Source organism: Leptolyngbya sp. FACHB-541, from assembly GCF_014695875.1.
Taxonomy (GTDB): Bacteria; Cyanobacteriota; Cyanobacteriia; order Elainellales; family Elainellaceae; genus JAAUTN01.
Window position 1 is genome coordinate 124,330 of sequence record NZ_JACJPC010000072.1, and the last position, 20,104, is coordinate 144,433.

Here is a 20,104-nt window from a genome sequence, read left to right on the forward strand (position 1 = left end):
GTCAGTTTCAGCGCTAAACCTTGCCTCTGAGGAATCCGACCAGGTTTTGTAGAAAGGATTGGCTCACAGCAGATGCCTCTGTGGGAGCGACGCTGAGTTCTGCAGGTTCTGTCTCCGGGGTAAGCGAGATAGGTTCTGCGATCAGCGGAATTTCTTCTGCCAGAGCAGACACAACTAATCGGAAGGCAACTTGCTGAATCTTCTCGACCGGCAGCCGGAGCTGATTGGCGATCGCACTTAGCGAAACAGAGCCACTCGTAAATTCCCAAACCTGCCATTCCACCTGATTTAGCCGCAGTTGAGGTTTGCCGTCAATAATGCTGATCAAAGCTGAAGTAGAGTCAGGTAGTTTATCTGCTAATGCTGACCAGTCTTTCAGTGCCCGCAAGCCTGCCAGTGTTACCTCAGTTGCAGGAGCGCTCAGTCCAGTCATCTCTGCTGCGGGCAAAGGAACTTTGGGGTCAAACTGAAACCAACCGTCCCCCAACTCAAACAACGCGCAAACCTGACGCATGACTTGAGAATAAAACAGCAGCTTTAGCTGTTCAGCCGTCAACGCCCCCTGAGCTTTGAGGCAAAGCCCCATTGGGGTGCCAACTGTGCAAGTTTGGGACAACCGAGAGGCGGCGCGATCGCCTAACCATCCCCGCTGTCCAATCATCGTCACTAATCCTTGCTGATTGAGGGAGCTAGCCGCCGCCACAATTCGCCCCTGGTTAAACCAGATGTAGTGATTTTTCTGTCCTTCTGCACCAGAGCCAGTCAAGGCACAAATGTTTAACAAACCTGTCTTACATCCCTGCTCCAAAAATTGAAACATCTCTGCAAGAGAAAACTCTGCCAGGTATCCGGTAATTGCCATACTGCCTGCTTACCTTTGAATAAGCCCTAAAAATTGTCAGAATCGTGAACCAATCTATCTATGCCTAACCGTTAAGCAGTCGGCGAGGGTGGGTCGTACCCACCCTACTCCTGCTGATATGACTGCTGAATTTGACTGCTAAATTTGGTAAGGCTAGACCAAGCAACCTTGCATAGAATGCTGTACTAGCGCGATCACGGCTTCAGCAACCGAGGCAGATTGGTTGGGGTTCACCGCGATAATGGGAGGGCATCTGTTTGCATCTAAATATCCCAAAGCAATGGCAATATTTTCTGCATCCCATGCTCCTGGACAGTCTGTATGGGTAAGACCGATGATCATAGGAACTTGCGATCGCTGCTTCATGAACCCCAGGATGCGGCGGGCTGACCGAAACTCGTGAGGTCGGTGAGCCGCCACCAGCAGGATGTAGGCATGGGCCTTGCGGATTAGAATGTCCCACATGAAATCAAAGCGGGACTGCCCTGGTGTTCCGTAAAGATGCAGCGCCATTTCCGGCCCAAACTGTAATCGTCCAAAGTCAAAGGCAACCGTTGTCCTTTTCTTTAGCATTAAAGTTTCGTCCGTAGCTCGACGGTCAGTGTCAACAACCTCGATCTCGCTGACCGAACGAATGAAGGTAGACTTTCCGGCTCCTACAGGGCCGGTTACTACCAGGCGCATGATTTCCATTAAGCCTCACTCGGTAGAAGGGTGAACGGGAAAATAAACCGAGAAACCTATTACATCAGAACCAGCTTTAGCTCTGCCAGGGCGCGCTTGATTTCAAGCATCAGTAAACCTTGCTTGGCAGACTGATTTGCCAACACCAGGAAAACTGCATCTTCACCGCAGCTCGTTAGAACGCCGTAGCCCTGGTTGCCTTCTACATAAATGCGATCGATTGTGCCTCTAGCCAACTCATTACCAATGCGTTCGCCCAGAGACAACATCGCAGCAGACATTGCCGATACGCGTTCTTCGTCCATTGCTCCGGGCAGGCTGGTTGCTAGGGGCAAACCATCCGGTGTAACCACTGCTGCGCCCTGAACGTCATTGGTAGAAGTGACAAAATTTTGCAGAATGCCGCTGAGTTTTTCAGTACTGATAGCCATGATGAAATCCTTTTCAATTCTTTGGTAGGTGGTCAGATTCAAACAGGTGAAATTAGCTAGGGAAGTCGTTTTTAGAACAAGCAAAACTACATTGCATGAGCACCTGTGGCAATGAGTCGCTTAAACAGCCCTTCAGTCCAGCCTGTTTCTTTGAGAACAGCAGCAGAGGAGACTTCGACGTAAGCCTGTTCGATAAATGCCAGGTCAATCATGCAAATACGACCGAGGGATTCTTGCACTGCATCAGACATTCCGTCTGCTACGCGCCGCTTACCAAATTCCTGAACAACGGTTGCCATTGCCGGAACGACGTGCTGAGGTCCAATGCCGATTTGAACGTGAACTAAACCAATCCGCCAGCGGCGATCGGCATAAGCATTCCCCCACTCATCCATCCCTGTAAACATTTCGTGGAACCACTGCACAAAAGTTTCACGTAAACGATGGATCCTACCCTCAGATGCATTGAGGATTGTACTCATCTCGGCATCACGACCTAAGTAGGCATAGAAATGGTCAGCCATTTCTGGTGCAACTTTTAGACCCCACTCTGCGTTGGCTTGAAGCAGCGCTCTATCCTCAGGGGTGAAACCAATTCGGGTGGCCATTTTGTTCATGAATGCATGTGGCTCTAAAGCCATAACGCTAAGCTCCTTAATCGAGGTGGAAGTGATGTCGTTCATCAGCATCTTTTTAGCAACTAGGACTTAGCAGGGGGACGGGGTGAATACCTACTTTTCGATTAATTCCAAAAAAGCGAAATTTATCAGCTCAATGCCTGATCTCACGTTCAAAAGTTAAGAGATTCTATTCTTTAAACGGTTTTGAGCAGAATCAAACTGTCAAGCTTAGAGCTTAACCAGCTTTGAATTTACTTAAGCAATATAAACAACTATGGCTAAATGTTTACCCCAGGTTTCCGGTTGATTGCAGGAATTGCTGAAACGGTTGAAAGCAGAGGAATAGCAACAAATGCATTGTTTATTTATTTAGCTATCTTTAAGTTTCCAAAGGTTAAGCAGGATAAAGAATTTAATCCAGATGATAGTTTCTGAGATTTAGACGCAGTTTTCTGCCGAGATTCTTAAGGTGTCCCGCTAAATGACTTTGCTCAACTGTCAAAATTTGCCGCCCCGTATGTTCACGGAATTTCTCTACACATAAGTTTAAGTACGAGTGAGAAATTATTTTTTTGCTTAATTGCTATGTAGTCAATGAATTAAAAAATCGCTAAATAGCCGTATATCTACTACTTTGCTAAAGAATTATTCAAGCAAATTAAATGCCTAAGTGGTACTGAAATAAAGCCGGAGCTTGTTAGATAAGCACAACACTGTAATAAGTGGGTTCAGCAAACAAAATTTGGATAAAGCCGAGTTGAAGTGGTGGTTGAAAACTTTGGCGAAAAATTCTTTTGGGAATTTTCCTGATCGCAGGGGACCAACTGGAATAGAGGAATGGTAGATGCACCCTGATTTAACCTCTGGCTTCGCGCCAGAGGTTTTTTATTTTTGCAGCAGAGGTAAGGGGGCAGTAGCTTTTGTCTAATCCATCAGTCAAGCTAAAGAAAGCAGAAATGCCTGCTTGTAGTGCTGATGATGACGAATAACAATGACTAAGGGTTCAACCACTTTGCCTCCGGGGCGCTATGGTTTGCCTGTATTGGGCGAAACGTTGAGTTTTTTGGGCGATCGCAACTTCGCTCAAAAGCGACATCAGCAATACGGGGCAGTCTTCAAAACTCGCCTGTTGGGAAAACCGACCATCTTTATGCGTGGGTCAGAGGCAAATCGGTTTGTTCTGACTCATGAGAATCAGTATTTTGTTGTGACCTGGCCGCCCAGCACAAAGGCGCTTTTAGGTCCGCTTTCTTTGGCACTACAAACGGGCGGTACCCATCAGTCACGGCGCAAACTTTTGGCTCAAGCTTTTCTACCAAGAGCGCTGTCGGGATACATTGTGGCGATGGAAGACATCACTCAGCGCTACCTGCGGAGCTGGGAAAAGCAGCGATCGCTGACCTGGTATCCAGAATTGCGAAACTATACGTTTGATATTGCCTGTAAGCTGCTGATTGGCTTTGATGCAGGTTCTGAAACTCAGTTAGGACATTGGTTTGAGGCATGGAGTGAGGGGCTGTTTTCGCTGCCGCTAAACTTTCCCTGGACGCGGTTTGGTCGGGCAATACGGGCAAGAGATCAGATGCTCAAGGAGATGGAGTCAATTATTCGCGATCGCCAACAATCCGCTAATCCGGGCGATGATGCCCTGGGGCTGCTGATTCAGGCACGAGATGAAGCGGGCGATCGCTTATCCCTAGAAGAACTAAAAGATCAAATTTTGCTGCTTCTGTTTGCAGGACACGAGACACTGACTTCGGCGATCGCCTCCTTTTGCCTGCTGATGGCACAGCATCCTCAAATCTTTGAGCGAGTGCGGCAAGAACAGCAGCAGTTTCCCTGGGATGCACCGATCACGCTGGAGCAGTTAAAGCAAATGAGCTATCTGGAACAAGTCCTCAAAGAGGTTTTGCGCCTGATTTCTCCTGTAGGCGGTGGTTTTCGGGAAGTGCTGCAAACCTGTGAATATAATGGCTTCTGCATTCCCAGTGGGTGGAATGTGCTGTATCAAATTGGCCCAACCCACAAGGACGAAGCAGCTTATCCTGACCCTGATCGATTTGACCCAGAGCGCTTCAACCCAGAGCGCACTGCTTCTCTGGAAGAACAGAAATATGGCTACGTGCCTTTTGGTGGCGGCATTCGAGAGTGCATCGGCAAAGAATTTGCGCGACTGGAGATGAAGCTATTTGCAGTTCACTTAGCGCGGCACTATAGCTGGAAATTGTTGCCCGATCAAGACCTAGACATGGCTACAATTCCTACTCCACGTCCAAAGGACGGTTTGCAGGTTGAGTTTTTGCCTCTGCAAAAAACCTCATAGTACTGAATCTACACCTGTTTTACTTCGGTTTTCCATCCCGGCAAAACCTGCTTGCAGCGATACATTAGTAGACATGAGCTACACAAATGTTTATAGAGTGAGGTGGCTGCGATGTTCTATTTACCGATTCATTGCGGGTTGTGTGGTTGCAGCCCTTCTCAAGACTCAAGCTTATTTTTTGGAACCGTCTAAACCGATTCATTCCCGTAACTGGTTCCCCAAGTTTCATGCACTGGCTTCGCTGATGGGTCAGCAGGTTGAATACGCTGAGCGCGTTTCTAGCTATGACCAAGACCGCTATCTGGCTCGACTGACTCAGCGTGTTTGTGGCTAGTGCAATTATTTTTAGTGAGGCTTTACGCAAATGTTTGAATATTTCAATGACAAGGCGATCGCCGTCATCATGTTGTCCCAAGAAGAAGCGCGACGCATGGGACACAACTTTGTGGGCACCGAGCAAATTTTGCTGGGCGTAATCAAGGAAGCGACCAGCGTAGGGGCAACTGTTTTGAGCGAGATGGGCGTCACCTATGAAGATGCTCATACTGAAGTCGAGAAACTGATTGGTCGTGGTTCTGGCTTTATTCCAGCAGAGTTGCCATTTACGCCTAAGACCAAGCAGATTTTAGAAGGAGCCGTGCAGCAAGCGCGACAGATGGGTAACCCCTCGGTCAGTCCAGCCCATATGCTGTTGAGTCTGGTGCAGGACAAGGACAATGTGGCCGCTAAAGTCCTGCAAAATCTGGGGCTTGACTTGGGCAAGATTCGTACTCAAATCATTCGGGCGTTGGGTGAGGTTTCACCAGTAGCAGCAGGAGTTCAGGGCCGTCCAGGAACTAACCGTTCTAACCGCAAGGGGGGAGCGCTGGAGGAGTTTGGTACGAACCTGACCCAGATGGCGGTTGAGGGCAAGCTTGACCCGATGGTAGGGCGCGAGCGTGAACTGGAGCGGGTGATTCAAATCTTGGGTCGCCGCACGAAGAATAATCCGGTGCTGGTGGGTGAACCGGGCGTGGGCAAGACGGCGATCGCCGAAGGGCTCGCCCAGCGCATTGCTGACCAGAACGTTCCCCCAACGCTGTACGACAAGCAGGTGATTAGCCTGGCTATGGGTTCGCTATTAGCCGGAACTCGTTTTCGCGGTGACTTTGAGGAGCGCATGACGCAAATCATCAGCGAAGTACGCGAGTCTGATGACGTGATTCTCGTGATCGACGAGATTCATACTCTGGTGGGCGCAGGCTCCAATGAAGGCGGCATGGATGCTGCAAATATGCTCAAACCTGCTCTAGCACGGGGTGAGATGCAGTGTATCGGTGCAACTACGTTAGACGAATACCGCAAGCACATTGAGCGAGATGCAGCGCTAGAGCGACGCTTTCAGCCTGTGCTGGTGGGTGAGCCGAGTGTAGATGAGGCGATCGCCATTCTACGTGGACTGCGTCCTCAGTACGAGCAGCACCACCGTTTGACGATTTCGGATGCAGCCGTGGAAGCAGCGGCTAAGCTATCTGACCGCTACATTCCCGATCGCTTCTTGCCTGACAAGGCGATCGACTTGATTGACGAAGCGGGTTCTATGATTCACCTGAGACATTCGCGTCAGTCTCCAGTCAGGGATCTGAAGCGGGAACTGAGCCAGGTGACTGAGGAGAAAAAGATCGCGGTTACCGATCAGGACTTTGACCAGGCTGGGAAACTGCGCGATCGTGAGATGGCACTTGAGGCTCAAATCAAGCAGCTTCGAGATGCAGAGCAGCAAGGCTCAGTTGTTCAACAGAAGCCTTCTGTCACCGAAGAGGATATTGCTCAGATCGTAGCTTCCTGGACAAGCATTCCAGTGAGTAAGCTGACTGAGTCCGAATCTGCTTCACTGATGCATTTAGAAGCAACTTTGCATGAGCGAGTCGTGGGTCAAGAGGAAGCCGTGACGGCAGTAGCTCGTGCGGTGCGGCGATCGCGCGTCAGGCTAAGCAGCCCTGACCGTCCGATTGCCAGCTTAATCTTCTCCGGACCGACCGGCGTTGGTAAAACCGAATTAGCTAAAGCTCTAGCAGCCAGCGTATTTGGCTCTGAAGAGGCAATGATTCGCCTGGATATGTCGGAGTACATGGAATCGCACACCGTCTCCAAGCTGATTGGTTCGCCTCCTGGCTACGTTGGCTACGACGAAGGCGGACAGTTGACTGAAGCAGTGCGTCGCAAGCCTTACACCGTTATTTTGCTTGACGAAATTGAGAAGGCGCACCCCGATGTCTTCAACATGCTGCTGCAACTGTTAGAAGATGGTCGTCTGACCGATGCTAAAGGTCGCACAGTCAGCTTCAAGAATACGCTGCTGATCATGACTTCCAACATTGGCTCTAGAGTGATCGAGAAAGGCGGTGGTGGTCTGGGCTTTGAGTTCTCTGGCGATACAGCGGCTGCATCTCAGTACAACCGGGTGCGATCGCTCGTCAACGAAGAGCTAAAGCAATACTTCCGCCCTGAATTGCTCAACCGCTTGGATGAAATCATCGTCTTCCGTCAGCTTAACCGCGAGGAAGTGAAGCAGATTTCAGACATTATGCTGCGCGAAGTTTCGACTCGTCTGGGCGAACAGGGAATCGCTCTAGAAGTGACAGAAGCTTTCAAGGAGCGCTTAGTGGCTGAAGGCTACAGCCCTGCATATGGGGCACGTCCACTGCGGCGAGCGATCGCCCGTCTGCTTGAAGACAACCTAGCAGAAGCGATGTTGGCAGGACGGATTGGAGATGGAGATGTGGCGATCGCCGATATCGACGATGACGGTCAAATCCAAATTCAACCTCAGCACCAAGCAATTCAGAACCCAATCGGAGTTCTGTAACCTTGCAAGTAACCTCGTTCCCAGGCTCCGTCTGGGAATGCCCCCAGCGAGGCTCTGCCTCGTGACAGCCACAAGAGGCAGAGCCTCTGACCTGGCGTTACAAGGCTCCGCCTTGTAACGAGGAGCAGCCCTGTAATGAGGAACCAAGAACCAAGAACCTTCATACTTTCCTTGGGAAGTGTGAAGGTTCTTTGGGTTTTAGAAACTCTTAACAGCAAGTATGCGGATTTTTGAGAATCTGTACCGAAGACCGTTATTTGAGGCACCATAACATTTGGCAGCCCAGCAGTCCTTTCGATGAGCTTTTCTGCTGTGACTTCCCTACTTCAGACCCTCTCCACTTCAGACGAAGTGCCCCTCATGTCTACCACCACCTGGACTCGTCGCCACATTATCTCCCTGGCTGACTTCACCACCGAGGAATACGACACTGTCTTGCGGACTGCTGCTAGCTTTCGGGAGGTGCTATCGCGCCGCACCAAGAAAGTACCCACTCTACAAGGACAGGTCGTAGCCAATCTATTTTTTGAGCCTTCAACCCGCACCCGCAGCAGCTTTGAGCTTGCCGCCAAAAGGCTTTCAGCCGATACCCTCAACTTCACCCCTGGTAGCTCTTCATTAACGAAAGGGGAAACGATCCTGGACACTGCCAAAACCTATTTGGCAATGGGCACCGACCTGATGGTGATCCGGCATCGCGAAGCAGGTGTACCCCAGGCGATCGCCACCGAAATGGATCGGCTCAACTCCAACGTCGGCGTTCTCAATGCCGGAGATGGTCAACACGAACATCCTTCCCAAGCGCTGCTTGACCTGTTTACCATCTGCTCTGCCCTCGACCCGGACTATCCCAGTTTTTCGCTGCTGGAAGGGAAAAAAGTGGCGATCGTGGGCGACATTTTGCACTCCCGCGTAGCTCGTTCTAACATCTGGAGCCTCACTGCCAGCGGAGCTGAAGTTCACCTGGCTGGCCCACCCACCCTGCTACCTAAGTTATTTGAACAGTACACCGCATCCCGCGATCGCCAACCTCCCACTTCTCATTCCCCATCCCTCATTCCTCATCCTTCCCCCGGCAAACTCTTCCTCCACTGGGATCTCGACCCCGCCTTGGAAGATGCAGATTTCGTCATGACCCTACGGCTGCAAAAAGAGCGCATGACCCAACATCTGTTGCCTAGCCTGCGAGAATATCATCAGCAGTTTGGGGTTACCAGCGATCGCCTCAAACTCTGCAAACCCAACGTCAAAGTGCTACACCCCGGACCGACTAACCGGGGCGTAGAAATCAGCTCTGAGCTAATGGATGACCCCAAAATCAGCCTGATTCCCCAACAGGTCACAAGTGGCGTCGCCGTTCGGATGGCATTGCTGTATCTCATGGGAAGCGGCAAAGCTTAATTTATTTCGCTCACCGGTCTTGTCCGTAAACCCCGGACAAACGACAAAAATTTGGGAATTGCGCTTTGAGCGGTTGAGAACTGCTATATTAAGCAACCGTTAGGGTCTGGACAAAAAAGTTCGCTATTTTGCTGCTTTTTCAACGCGCCAGGGATTAGAATCAGTACAAAAGTACTATCTCAAAATTATGGTTCAATACACGTTAGCCCAGAGTCCTGAAGTAATTTTGACCGTTCCTGGTAAAGATTCATCTAAAGCTCGTGATAAAGCGATGGATCAACTGCTGGAATTGATGGAGTCGGGTGAACTGCCAACTGATTTGTCAGATGGATTTAGTCCACAACAGTTTATTGAAGTTAAAGAGCAAAAACCCGTGACGACTGATGATGAAGATGCCGTAACTCAGGCAGTGCAAGTTCTTAGTAACCTCGCAACTCTCAAACTCAAGGTGCAAACCTCTCGTTCTGAGGCAATGAAGGTGCGCGCCCAAATTGACACCTTGTTTACCGATGAGGCGGTTGATGAAGCAGAGCTAGAGAGCCTCAAGGAAGGCTTCAAGGTTCTCAAAACTTTTGCTCAAGCTAATGTGCGCTACCGCGAAGCTCGTACCCAGGCTGAGGAAGCCCGTACAGTGCTAGACAAAGCTTTGTCTTCAGCAGATTCCACCCCTGCATCCAACGGAACCAGTAAGGCGAGTAAATAAGCTCGAGGTCAAAAACTAGAGCCCCCGGAATCAGGTTGCTTCTGGGAAATAGTGAGCCAGGATAGCGGCGTAGGCCTCGTTTACCCGCTGGGCTTGCTCTTTGCTGCCGCCAGCATCCGGATGGGCAACTTTCATTGCCTGTTTGTAAGCTCTCTTGATTGACTCAAAGGTAATGGGTGTAAATGGGCCGAGATTCAGCAGGGTTAGGTAGTCGCTTAGCGTATCCCTAGTTTTCTTTTGGGAAGCCCAGGGGTCATAAGCCTGCCGTTCCTGGTAGGTGCGATCGCTAATACTCTCCAAGGCTGCGATCGCCTCTTGCTCCCAACCAAACAGCCGGAAAATTTCGTGTTGGCGATCGCCCAATCCTTGCCACAACCGTTTTAATTCTGGCAGCCAGGAATATTGCGGGTTGTTGACAAACTGCCACAGCGCTTCAGAAGCATTAAAACCGCCTTGATGGTAGATGTAATAATGTTCACCCGTTTGAGGATCGACGTGACAGCCAAACTGCTGCAAAATATCTGCCACTTCATAACCGATACCGTTTTCACCGTAGATCAAAGTTTGCAGACGAGCCAAGGTTGGGTTGAGCTGACGGGCCCACTCTAGTTCACATAGTGCAATCCAGTCAGGAATATAGTAGAGCGGCGTTTCTGCATTGGCTTCACGATGGCTAGAGCTATATTGCTCGTAGTCACCCACCGTTCCCCAAGTTTCCTTAAAGCGCTTTAGCCATTCGGCTTCGGTCTGGGGCGGAGGAGGTAGTTCAGCCTGCCCCGATGTCCTTAATTCCGCAACTTGAGCCGCCAATTCAGTTAATTGGTTTTGCAAGCTGTCTACCCGTTCGCTAAAGTGCAGAGCCGTTGAGCTCAGTTGGCTAGAGAGAATTTTGACAAAATAGGCTGCCTGCGCGTCTAGAGCTACCTGAAGCTGCTGCTTAAACTGATCGGTTTGGGCTTTGAGCGATTGAGCGATCGCCTCCTCAAGCTGCTGTTTAGACCGATCGGTTTGGGTTTTGAGCGATTGAGCGATCGCCTCCCGAATCTCGCCAGCATTTACAGGTTTCAACTGGCTGGTCTGAGCTTTGAGTGCTTGGGCGATCGCCTCCTGAATCTCACCAATGTTTACGGGTTTTGGCTGGTCGGTCTGAGCTTGAAACGCTTGAGCAACCGCTTCCTGAATCTCACCAACCCCGACAGGGTTAAACTGATCAGTCTGAGTTTTGAGTACCTGAGCGATCGCTTCCCGAATTTCGCCAATGTTTACGGGCTTAAACTGATCGGTCTGAGCCTTAAGCGCTTGGGCGATCGCCTTCTGAATCTCAGCCGCATCCAATGGTTTAGGCTGGCTAGTCTGGGCCTTGAGCGCTTGGGCGATCGCCTCCTGAATCTCGCCAATATTTACGGGTTTTAGCTGGTCAGTCTGAGCTTGAAACGCTTGGGCGATCGCCTTCTGAATCTCAGCCGCATCCAATGGTTTAGGCTGCCTAGTCTGAGCCTTGAGCGCTTGGGCGATCGCTTCCCGAATTTCACTAATATCTACAGTAGGAGCAGCCTCAGCAGGAACATTCGCAGCAGATTGATTGTTGGCGACCTGTTCAGACAGGTCTTGCATCCTGCTTTCTACGGAGCGCTGATTTGCTGCCAGTTCAGCCAGGGTCACGCTCACCGTCTGCAAATGCCGACTGAAGGTATTAATAATCTGCGGTTCAACAATTTGCGTTGAGGTCGCAGTAGATGAAGCAATGCGCTTGGAATAGAGAAAGCGATCGCCTTGCTCAGGGGAATAGACCAGCAAATCTGCTTCGGTGTCTAACTCGCCGCCACTAAAAACTAGTGTCACTTCACCCTTGGTGTAAGCAATCTTGGCGCTTTTCCAATCTTCGATCAGCGATTTGCAAAGTTCAGCCAAGCTAAAGTGGGTTGCCTGCTTAACAATCCGGCATCCCGTCTTAGTCGAACGCAGGAAACGCTCACTGAGGACAACGACTGCCTCTTCGACTGTTTCCGCCTCCAGAGCGAATGTAACCTTCAGCGACTTGGGGTGCATTGGAGCCTAGTAGAGCAACGTAAATCTGAAGGTTTCTAACCAATCCTATTGAGTATCGTTCAAGTATATTGGCTGCAAATCAACCGTGTGTATTCACTTTGTTATTTAGCGTTGTCATTTGGCGTCAATTATTCGTTGCCCAGAACTCCTAGATTTTCTAGAGAATCTGAATCAGACGATTCTTCCAAGGATTGACGAGGTTTAGAAGCATACAGCAACGAAACCAGATGAACGATCGCCAGGATAACGGCAGCGATCGCCAAAATGTAGCTATGCAATGTGTAAAGGTGCTGTACCGTCGTCGTGTTCACCGCACCGCCACCCGTCAACACATCTCTAAGACGACCGCCAATGCGGGGAATTGCCTCGATTGCGCCCAGCTCGATCTGAAAGCGCCAGTAGCCAACCTGCGACCAGTCTAGAATCATCGCCGTCCAGCCCAGACCAATTCCTGTGAGAATCAGTACAATACCGCTGACCCAGGCAGTGAACCAGCTCGGCTGCGATCGCCGACCCAAAAACAGCACGATCAACTCAATCAGCGCTACCCCAATTAGCCCATTGCCGCCAATATCGTGCAGGCTGCGGATCAGGGTGCCATTGGGAATTTCGGTGGCGATCGCATCCAAAGAGTTGTAAGCGCCGCCCGCAGTGGGAGTGTAGTAAAACGCTAAAAGTACGCCAGTTACAGCAGCCAGCAGCGTTAGGGTGAGGGTAATAACCGCAAGAATTGTAGCCAGTCGCCGCAAGATTAGAGAGGAGGAGGTATTCATGGCGATCGCAAATGTTTACTTTTGTAATTCAATCCTAACGAGATATTGAATTTTGTTTCCAAAAATTCTCAATTTTCACCTTAAGACGTATGTACTAAAGACATTTGAATAAGTGACAAATGTATTGTGCTTTTCACGACTTATTAACTTTAGGTGGAGTTCGGTATGATGTCGGGGTGAGATTATGTTGCGGTTAACTGTCTATCGCCCTACCTCGGTGAGGGATCTGCTATGAAATTCACTCGTCGTCTGCTGGTACTTCCCCTGCTGGCACTGTTCACAGCATTCGTCATCGTCTCCTGTACAGGTAGAGGAGGGGGTGATGCAGAAGGTGGCGATGCCGCAACGATTAGAGTGGGTTCCAAGGACTTTACCGAGCAGTTCATCATCGGTGAAATGTATGCTCTGGTGCTAGAAAATGCTGGACTTCAAGTCGAACGTAAGTTAAATCTGGGCGGAACACCCGTCGCCCAAGCCGCCCTTGAGAGCAATCAGATTGACCTCTACCCAGAATACACAGGCACAGGTTTATTAACAGTCCTAAAATTGCCCGTCAACAGCGACCAGGAAGCCGTTTATCAGTCCGTTTCCGAGGGCTACAAAGAACAGTTCGACCTGGTCTGGCTAGAGCCTTCCCCCATGAATAACACTCAGGCACTCGCTATGACCCAGGAAGCCTCCGACTCTTTAGGGGTCAAGACAATTTCTGACATGGCAGCTAAGGCAGGCGAACTGGTCATGATTGGCCCACCAGAATTTGAGGCGCGCGAAGACGGTTTGCCAGGAATCAAGGAAGCATACGGTGATTTTGAGCTTGCTGAATACAAGGCTGTCGATCCAGGACTGAGATATCAAGCTTTGGTGGATGGCGAAGCCGATGTCGCAGTTGCATTCGGCACTGATGGCGAAATTGCCGCTTTTGACCTGGTGTTGCTCGAAGATGACAAACAGCTATTTCCGCCCTATCAAGTTGCACCCGTCGTTCGTCAGGAAGTTCTAGACGCAAATCCTGGCATCGCCGATGCGCTGAATGCGCTTGCCCCCTTACTAACGGATGAGGTAATGCAGCAACTCAACTATGAAGTCAGCGGCAACCAGCGCGAACCTGCGGAAGTTGCCAAAGAGTTCTTAACTCAAGAAGGGTTAATTGAAGGATGAAGAATGCGAAAACGCCTTCTTTCCCCAACCCCTAGCCCCTAGCCCCTGAAACCCACGCCCTCTAAGCGGGAGATGCCTGTGAGCGCTATTCGTTTTGATCAAGTAACCCTGCGATTTCCGGGTGCGGCTCGGCCCGCTGTAGATCATTGTGACTGCGAAATTGAGTCAGGCAAGCTGGTTGTGATTCTCGGGCCGTCGGGCTGTGGCAAGACAACACTGTTGAAGATGGTAAATCGGCTGTATGAGCCAACGTCAGGCAGAATTTACCTGGATGATGCAGATGTGCGGCAGCTAAAGGTGACAAAGCTGCGTCAGCAGATTGGCTATGTGATTCAGCAGTCGGGACTGTTTCCGCACATGACGGTGGCGCAAAACATTGCAGTGGTACCAAAGCTGCTGGGCTGGTCGAGATCAAAAACTCAACTGCGAATTGATGAACTGTTGACGTTGATCGAGTTGCCTCCCCAGGAATATCGCGATCGCTATCCCGCCCAACTCTCGGGGGGACAGCAGCAACGAGTTGGACTAGCCAGAGCGCTAGCTGGCGACCCGAATGTAATGCTGATGGATGAGCCGTTTGGGGCGATCGATGCGATTACTCGCGCCAGTCTTCAGGATGAAATTTTGCGGCTTCAGCGGCAGCTTAAGAAGACCATTCTGTTTGTCTCCCATGACGTGGAGGAAGCGTTGAGGCTGGCTGACAAAATTCTGATCATGCAAGCAGGGCACATTATTCAGTACGATACGCCGTTCAATATTCTCACCAAGCCCGTCAACGACTTTGTGTATAACCTGATGGGAGCCGATGACATGGTGCGTCAGCTTAGCCTGCTGAGAGTCGAAACAGCGATGATGAATACGCCAGAAGGGTTCAGTCAAAATGGTGAACCAACGATCGCCCGTGATGAAAGCTTGCGCCATGCACTTTCCTTGATTCTACGAACCGGGGCACAAAAGCTGACTGTTCTGGATAATGGCTCAGCCGTTGGGGTTTTAACCTTAGAACATATCCGAGATTCTGCCAGCCTGGGTGCAGGCACCTAATTGTTTAAGTAAGGAATGCGTGAGTAGATGTCGGTTGGGTGGAACACCGTGAAACCTGACGTTTGCATAAATCCTGTTGGGTTCCGCTTTGCTTCACCCAACCTACGGGATTGCTGTATCAAGCAAGAGTATATTGCTTGATACACTGCACGTTAAACTGTTGGAACTGGCTAGTGTGAATTGCTGAATCATTGCAAATATGGCGACGTTTTTGTTGGAAGTTGGGGCTGAAGAATTACCAGCGAGCTTTGTGGATGAAGCGCTGGCACAGTGGCGATCGCGCATTCCGGCTAGCCTGACCGAGCATTTCTTGACCTCAGAAGCGATCGAGCTATACGGCACGCCGCGACGTTTGGCAGTGCTAATTAAAGGTTTGCCTGCTCAGCAACCCGACCGAGAAGAAGAGGTAAAAGGGCCACCTGCCCAAGCTGCCTTTAAGAATGGACAACCCACCAAAGCGGCAGAAGGGTTTGCTCGTTCGCGTAACGTCGAATTGAGCGATTTGCAGGTTCGCGCCACCGACAAAGGCGAGTTTGTGTTCGTTCAGCAGAAAATTCCCGGTCGTCCCACTGCCGAAATTCTCACAGAACTAATTCCTAACTGGATCTTTAGCCTGGAAGGACGACGGTTTATGCGCTGGGGTGACGGAGATCTCAGATTTCCTCGCCCGATTCGCTGGCTGGTGACGCTGCTAGACGACACAGTTTTACCAATCACGCTGGTAAACGGTTCGGAAAGCTGTACGAGCGATCGCACCTCTCAGGTTCATCGAGTCTTGCATCCACAGCCAATCAAAATTTCTGCTGCGTCAGATTATCTTGCCAGTTTGCGTTCTGGCTTCGTCGAAGCCGACCCAGAGCAGCGCAAAACTAAAATTCAGAGTCAGGTGCAGGTAGCAGCAAAAGAATTAGGCGGTTCTGCATCAGTTTCGCCCGACTTATTGCAAGAAGTCACCAACTTAGTGGAATGGCCCACTGCGGTCGTCGGCAAATTTGATCCTGATTTCTTGGAATTGCCTGCCGAAGTGATCACCACCGAGATGGAAAGCCACCAGCGCTATTTTCCCGTTCTCAAGCAGGAAGATTCCACAGAACTTTTACCCTATTTCATCACCATCTCGAATGGCGATCCAACAAAGTCAGACCTGATCGCCGCTGGAAACGAACGAGTAATTCGTGCTCGCCTTTCTGACGGTAAGTTCTTCTTCGATGCAGACCGCACCATTCCCCTAGAGGATTATCTGCCGCGATTAGAGAAAGTCACCTTCCAGGAAGACCTGGGATCGGTGCGCGATAAGGTCGATCGCTTCAGCAAAATTGCCAATCGGGTTGCCGGTCAGCTTCAGGTCAATGACGCAGAGCGGGAATTGATTCAACGAGCAGCGCTGCTTTGTAAAGCCGACCTGGTGACACAAATGGTCGGCGAATTCCCTGAACTTCAGGGAATCATGGGACAAAAATATGCGCTGACCAGTGGAGAACCGGAGGCGATCGCCACTGCCATTTTTGAGCATTACCTACCGCGTGGAGCCGGAGATCAGCTTCCTCAAACGCTACCTGGACAGGCGGTGGGCATTGCTGATCGATTAGATACCCTGGTCGGCATCTTTAGCCTGGGAATGCTGCCCTCTGGCTCTTCTGACCCCTTTGCGCTGCGACGGGCCGCCAATGCGATTATCAACATTACTTGGTCAGCCAAACTGCCCTTAAACCTGGATCGTTTGCTGGAACAGGTCGTTGCAGATTTCTCTGAGAATCGCTCTACTCCCGCTGAATTGCTTACTCAACTTCAAGACTTCTTTCTGCAAAGGATTCGGAGTCTGTTGCAGGAAGACCAGATTGACTATGACCTGGTGAATGCTGTCCTGGGTGAGAACGACCCCGAATACACAGAACGGGCGTTGAAGGATTTGCTGGATGTACGCGATCGCGCCCAATTCCTCCAAACCATTCGCCAAAACAAGGATCTCGATACAATCTATGAAACGGTCAACCGAGCCTCTCGACTGGCGCAACAGGGCGACTTAGACACTGTTCAGCTTAATCCTGAGGTGGTCGTTCAACCCAAACTGTTTCAGCAGCCCTCAGAGCAAGCATTTTACGATGCGCTGGTGCAGCTTGTGCCCCAAACTGAAGCAGCCCAGGCAGAGCGAGATTATCAAAAGCTGGTCAATGGGCTGAAGCAAATTGCTCCTATTGTCAGCAACTTCTTTGACGGCCCGCAGAGCGTTCTGGTGATGGATTCCAATCCCGACATCAAGCGCAATCGACTGAATTTACTGGGACTTCTGCGTAACCATGCGCGAGTTTTAGCAGACTTTGGGGCGATCGTGAAAGGTTAGCAGAACATCCTCAAACCAGTGTATTTCATCGGGTAGGGGCATAGCATTCGGCAGTTATCTCATCGTCTCAAACGCAGCTTTTGCCCGAATGCTATACCCTACAGGGTGTGCTTCATCTGAGGGAGTTAGGAGCGATCGCCCTAAAACTCTTCTTCTGTCAAGGAACTGGACTCACCGGGGTAGAAGCGATCGCTCAAAATCTGTTCCAGCGAATAGTCGCACTCTGATAAAAGAGTTTTGTAGGGTAAATTCGTTTCGCTGACTGCTAGATCCTTGCCAGTCTCAAAAGCTTGTTGTAAAACCTCTTGCAAGTAGGGTTTGAGGCTAGGGTTTTCCTGCAATAGCTGCAAAACTTCACGCCGCTGAACTCGAACTATGGCCAACCAGCTTCGGCTACGCTGTTCTGGTTGATATTGCCATTTCAACAAGTGCCCGATCAAAACACTCAGACGATTGCGAAGTTCCCGACGCTGCTGCTTGCCCAACGATTCGATCTCCTCAATCAGATTGGGCAAATCCAAACTGCTCCATTGCTGCATCTGCAATAGCTCAGCTTGTTTTTGAGTCCAAGCGTAGAAATCTGTATCGTAGAGGCTACGCATCGTTTCGCTGTCAATTTATTCATCCGGTGTCCCTCAAACGGTAACATGGGGGATGCCAAATTAGGGTCGCTCCTTGTTATGCCTCACGTCTACGTCATCGGAATCGGAAGGTCGGGAATCGCTGCTGCAAAGCTAGCAAAACGTCAAGGTTGGCAAGTCACCGTCAGCGATTCTAAAATTTCTGAGGCATTACACCAGACGCAGCAAGACCTGGAGGCAGAAGGAATTACGGTCAGACTGGGAGATTCCTTTCAGCCCAACCCGACCGAGATGCAGCAAATTGTCGTTAGCCCAGGTGTACCCTGGGACTTGCCTGCTCTAGTTGAAGCCAGAAAACTCGGAATTGAAGCCATCGGTGAGATGGAACTGGCTTGGCGATCGCTCCACTCCATTCCCTGGGTCGGCATCACCGGCACCAACGGCAAAACCACTACAACAGCCCTAATCTCTGCCATCTTTCAATCTGCCGGACTCAACGCCCCCGCCTGTGGCAATATCGGCTATGCCGCCTGCGACCTTGCCCTCACCACCTTTCCCCTCAACCCCCAATCTCCAATCCCTAATCCCCCTGACTGGGTGATCGCCGAACTCAGCAGCTACCAAATCGAATCTTCCGCCTCAGTTGCACCTCGAATTGGCGTTTGGACGACCTTCACGCCCGATCACCTGAGCCGTCACTATACCTTAGAGAATTACTTCAACATCAAAGCGCGTTTGTTAAACCAGTCTCACTATCAAGTGTTAAATGGCGACGACCCCTACCTGCGGAAAACGGGAGGCGATCGCTGGCAAAATGCCTACTGGACGAGCGTGACCGGCAAAGCTGATCTGGTTGCCAATCCTGAGCAGGGCACTTACATCGAGAATGGCTGGGCGATCGCTCAAGGAGAACCCATTGTTGAAGTTTCTGCCCTGCGAATGGCCGGGGATCACAATCGCCAAAATTTGCTGATGGCAATCACGGCAGCGAAGTTGGCAGGAATTGGGAAAGAGGCGATCGCCCATGCTGTCCGGAGTTTTCCGGGAGTCGCCCATCGCCTCGAACACATCTGTACCTGGCAAGGCATCGACTTTATCAATGACAGCAAAGCCACCAACTACGACGCAGCCCAAGTTGGGCTTGCTTCAGTCAAAAGTCCTGCGATCCTGATTGCGGGTGGTGAGGCAAAAGCCGGAGACGATCACGCTTGGCTTGCCACAATTCAATCCAAAGCTGCTGCCGTATTGCTAATTGGCAATGCTGCCCCCGCCTTTGCTCAACGCCTTAACCAAATTAGCTACTCGTCGCATGAAACGGTTGAGACAATGGATCGCGCCGTAAAACGCGGTGCAGAACTTGCTAAACAGTACAGTGCTGAAGTCATTCTCCTCTCTCCAGCTTGCGCCAGCTTTGACCAGTACGAGAACTTTGAACAGCGTGGCGATCACTTTCGCCAGCTATGCCACGCGATGTGCAACTAAAAGTCGTTGCAACCTTTCTCCAAAACAAGTCCCAAAAATGCTGAATTGGCACGATGGGTTAATAGGGGCGACAATCAATCGCGTCTGTACAAACCCTAAAATTGCCTGGAAGGATTAATTTTCAAACGGTGCGACAGGAGAAAAACGGTGAAAATTTTGACTGTTTTTGGGACGTGTTTTATCGTGCTCTTAGCTTTGTTGTGGGCCCGCACGGAGAGCTATTTCCCACTCTATCCATTTATTGATACAACACTGCCAGAAGGCTTTTCACAACAAAAATTCGAGCAGATCACGCAAGGCATGACCAGAACAGAGGTTGCAGCCATTTTGCCCGGTTCACCCGAAGCAGGAAGCTCCTACTGGCAAAACTCGTACTGGAATTACGGGTGCGATGGTGGATGTAATGGCTAGTGTGGTCTGGCGTGGATTGGCTTTGGAATTTACTTCAATGAAGCAGGAGAGGTTATCAAAACTGAGCGTGTAGTGTACATGGATTAGCTCTGCTAAAGCTTACTCCCCTTCTAATTGAAGATTAGGTTCTAAAAGATCAGGGACGTATCTCCGCTTCGCAGGGGTACTCCCTGATCTTTCAGTGGAAAAGGAGTAACTAAGCGTCAAAAACTTCTCCAGCAGCTCAACTAGGGCAAGCAACCAGCAAAGGATTATGGGCAGCAACCTAATCCAGATTCTTATACCAATTCTCTAAAGTCCGGCTACAGATAGAGCATCTAAAATAGACTGCCGCCCCACAATTGAGGCAACCACTTCTGGTGTTAGTGCGCCGAGTTGTTCTTTCACCTGCTG

Annotated in this window: 18 protein-coding genes; 11 read left to right on the plus strand and 7 right to left on the minus strand. The window is 50.4% G+C overall.

The window, feature by feature from the left end; genetic code table 11:
• Positions 1-13: 13 nt before the first annotated feature.
• The 4 genes from H6G00_RS16445 to H6G00_RS16460 form a co-directional block, all read right to left on the minus strand.
• The gene (locus H6G00_RS16445) at positions 14-862 is read right to left on the minus strand and encodes a DUF4388 domain-containing protein (protein WP_190797578.1); all 849 of its coding nucleotides are present in this window, start codon (positions 860-862) and stop codon (positions 14-16) included.
• A gap of 153 nt (positions 863-1,015) precedes the next feature.
• Positions 1,016-1,555, minus strand: coding sequence for an ATP/GTP-binding protein (locus H6G00_RS16450; protein WP_190797579.1), 540 nt, complete (start codon positions 1,553-1,555; stop codon positions 1,016-1,018).
• 50 nt (positions 1,556-1,605) lie between these two features.
• A complete protein-coding gene (locus tag H6G00_RS16455; RefSeq protein ID WP_190797580.1) occupies positions 1,606-1,977 on the minus strand; it encodes a roadblock/LC7 domain-containing protein in 372 nt (123 codons plus the stop codon).
• Positions 1,978-2,063: 86 nt separating this feature from the next.
• The gene (locus H6G00_RS16460; RefSeq protein ID WP_190679529.1) at positions 2,064-2,618 is read right to left on the minus strand and encodes a protoglobin domain-containing protein; all 555 of its coding nucleotides are present in this window, start codon (positions 2,616-2,618) and stop codon (positions 2,064-2,066) included.
• A gap of 282 nt (positions 2,619-2,900) precedes the next feature.
• Here H6G00_RS16460 and H6G00_RS36150 point away from each other — a divergent pair, with 282 nt between their 5' ends.
• The 6 genes from H6G00_RS36150 (at position 2,901) to H6G00_RS16485 (ending at position 9,872) form a co-directional block, all read left to right on the plus strand.
• Positions 2,901-3,032, plus strand: coding sequence for a hypothetical protein (locus H6G00_RS36150; protein WP_277881898.1), 132 nt, complete (start codon positions 2,901-2,903; stop codon positions 3,030-3,032).
• Positions 3,033-3,588: 556 nt separating this feature from the next.
• Positions 3,589-4,920, plus strand: a complete 1,332-nt coding sequence (locus tag H6G00_RS16465; protein WP_190797581.1) for a cytochrome P450 — start codon at positions 3,589-3,591, stop codon at positions 4,918-4,920.
• Positions 4,921-4,993: 73 nt separating this feature from the next.
• Positions 4,994-5,254 carry a hypothetical protein gene (locus tag H6G00_RS16470; RefSeq protein ID WP_190797582.1) on the plus strand — a complete coding sequence of 87 codons (261 nt, stop codon included), beginning with the start codon at positions 4,994-4,996 and terminating at the stop codon, positions 5,252-5,254.
• Between the two features lie 30 nt (positions 5,255-5,284).
• On the plus strand, positions 5,285-7,768 hold the full coding sequence (locus tag H6G00_RS16475; protein ID WP_190797583.1) for an ATP-dependent Clp protease ATP-binding subunit: 2,484 nt from the start codon (positions 5,285-5,287) through the stop codon (positions 7,766-7,768).
• Between the two features lie 360 nt (positions 7,769-8,128).
• Positions 8,129-9,169, plus strand: a complete 1,041-nt coding sequence (locus tag H6G00_RS16480; RefSeq protein ID WP_190679550.1) for an aspartate carbamoyltransferase catalytic subunit — start codon at positions 8,129-8,131, stop codon at positions 9,167-9,169.
• Positions 9,170-9,356: 187 nt separating this feature from the next.
• Positions 9,357-9,872 carry a hypothetical protein gene (locus H6G00_RS16485; protein ID WP_190679524.1) on the plus strand — a complete coding sequence of 172 codons (516 nt, stop codon included), beginning with the start codon at positions 9,357-9,359 and terminating at the stop codon, positions 9,870-9,872.
• Between the two features lie 30 nt (positions 9,873-9,902).
• Here H6G00_RS16485 and H6G00_RS16490 read toward each other — a convergent pair whose 3' ends face one another.
• Both H6G00_RS16490 and H6G00_RS16495 read right to left on the minus strand, forming a co-directional pair.
• Entirely contained in the window at positions 9,903-11,921 is a 2,019-nt protein-coding gene (locus H6G00_RS16490) for a hypothetical protein (RefSeq protein ID WP_190797584.1), read from the minus strand.
• A 128-nt stretch (positions 11,922-12,049) separates the two neighbouring features.
• Complete coding sequence (locus H6G00_RS16495) at positions 12,050-12,694, minus strand: cytochrome b N-terminal domain-containing protein (RefSeq protein ID WP_190797585.1); 645 nt, start codon at positions 12,692-12,694, stop codon at positions 12,050-12,052.
• 231 nt (positions 12,695-12,925) lie between these two features.
• Between H6G00_RS16495 and H6G00_RS16500 the strand changes: the two genes are divergently transcribed.
• From H6G00_RS16500 to glyS, 3 genes are all read left to right on the plus strand, one after another.
• Entirely contained in the window at positions 12,926-13,852 is a 927-nt protein-coding gene (locus tag H6G00_RS16500) for a glycine betaine ABC transporter substrate-binding protein (protein WP_190797586.1), read from the plus strand.
• A 78-nt stretch (positions 13,853-13,930) separates the two neighbouring features.
• Complete coding sequence (locus H6G00_RS16505) at positions 13,931-14,896, plus strand: ATP-binding cassette domain-containing protein (protein WP_190797587.1); 966 nt, start codon at positions 13,931-13,933, stop codon at positions 14,894-14,896.
• 199 nt (positions 14,897-15,095) lie between these two features.
• Positions 15,096-17,237 carry a glycine--tRNA ligase subunit beta gene (gene glyS / locus H6G00_RS16510; protein ID WP_190797588.1) on the plus strand — a complete coding sequence of 714 codons (2,142 nt, stop codon included), beginning with the start codon at positions 15,096-15,098 and terminating at the stop codon, positions 17,235-17,237.
• Between the two features lie 140 nt (positions 17,238-17,377).
• On the opposite strand, the gene H6G00_RS16515 is transcribed toward glyS, so the two are convergent.
• The gene (locus tag H6G00_RS16515; protein ID WP_190797589.1) at positions 17,378-17,839 is read right to left on the minus strand and encodes a DUF29 domain-containing protein; all 462 of its coding nucleotides are present in this window, start codon (positions 17,837-17,839) and stop codon (positions 17,378-17,380) included.
• Positions 17,840-17,917: 78 nt separating this feature from the next.
• Between H6G00_RS16515 and murD the strand changes: the two genes are divergently transcribed.
• Positions 17,918-19,300, plus strand: coding sequence for a UDP-N-acetylmuramoyl-L-alanine--D-glutamate ligase (gene murD / locus H6G00_RS16520; RefSeq protein ID WP_190797590.1), 1,383 nt, complete (start codon positions 17,918-17,920; stop codon positions 19,298-19,300).
• Positions 19,301-19,495: 195 nt separating this feature from the next.
• Complete coding sequence (locus H6G00_RS16525) at positions 19,496-19,711, plus strand: hypothetical protein (RefSeq protein WP_190797591.1); 216 nt, start codon at positions 19,496-19,498, stop codon at positions 19,709-19,711.
• Positions 19,712-20,104 lie beyond the last annotated feature (393 nt).